This is a genomic window from Streptococcus suis (assembly GCF_002964045.1).
In the GTDB taxonomy this organism is placed as follows: Bacteria; Bacillota; Bacilli; order Lactobacillales; family Streptococcaceae; genus Streptococcus; species Streptococcus suis_U.
Map to the genome: position 1 here is coordinate 1 of NZ_POPB01000179.1, position 348 is coordinate 348.

A 348-nucleotide genomic window follows, 5' to 3' on the forward strand; every position below is an offset into this window, starting at 1 on the left:
CCTCCAGTTGTAACGTCTGTCTGGACCAAACCGCGTCCGTCTACATTATAGGCACCTTCTGCCTGATTGGCTGCAATAGCTCCTCCCCAGAGGAAATTTTTTGGAAATCGTGACATAAGTTTCTCCCTTATCTTTTTTCTGATAAATATAGTATAAACAGATTTGAAACCCTTTTCTTCTCAAATAATATGCTATAATGATACTATCCTACGAATTGGAGAATTGTATGCAACCACCATTGACGGATAATAACTTCAAACACGCCGTTGACTATGACAGCCGTTTGTTGCCCTATAAGTATTACCACACCAGTGTCATGAACGGGATTCCTGATGTTCTTTTTCATTG

The 348-nt window shown here is 39.9% G+C and carries 1 protein-coding gene; it reads right to left on the reverse strand.

Features of this window, described 5'->3' with window-relative positions:
* Positions 1-116 (reverse strand): family 1 glycosylhydrolase (locus tag C1E99_RS14455; protein WP_153060137.1); only part of this gene is annotated, 116 nt, incomplete at its 3' end.
* Positions 117-348 lie beyond the last annotated feature (232 nt).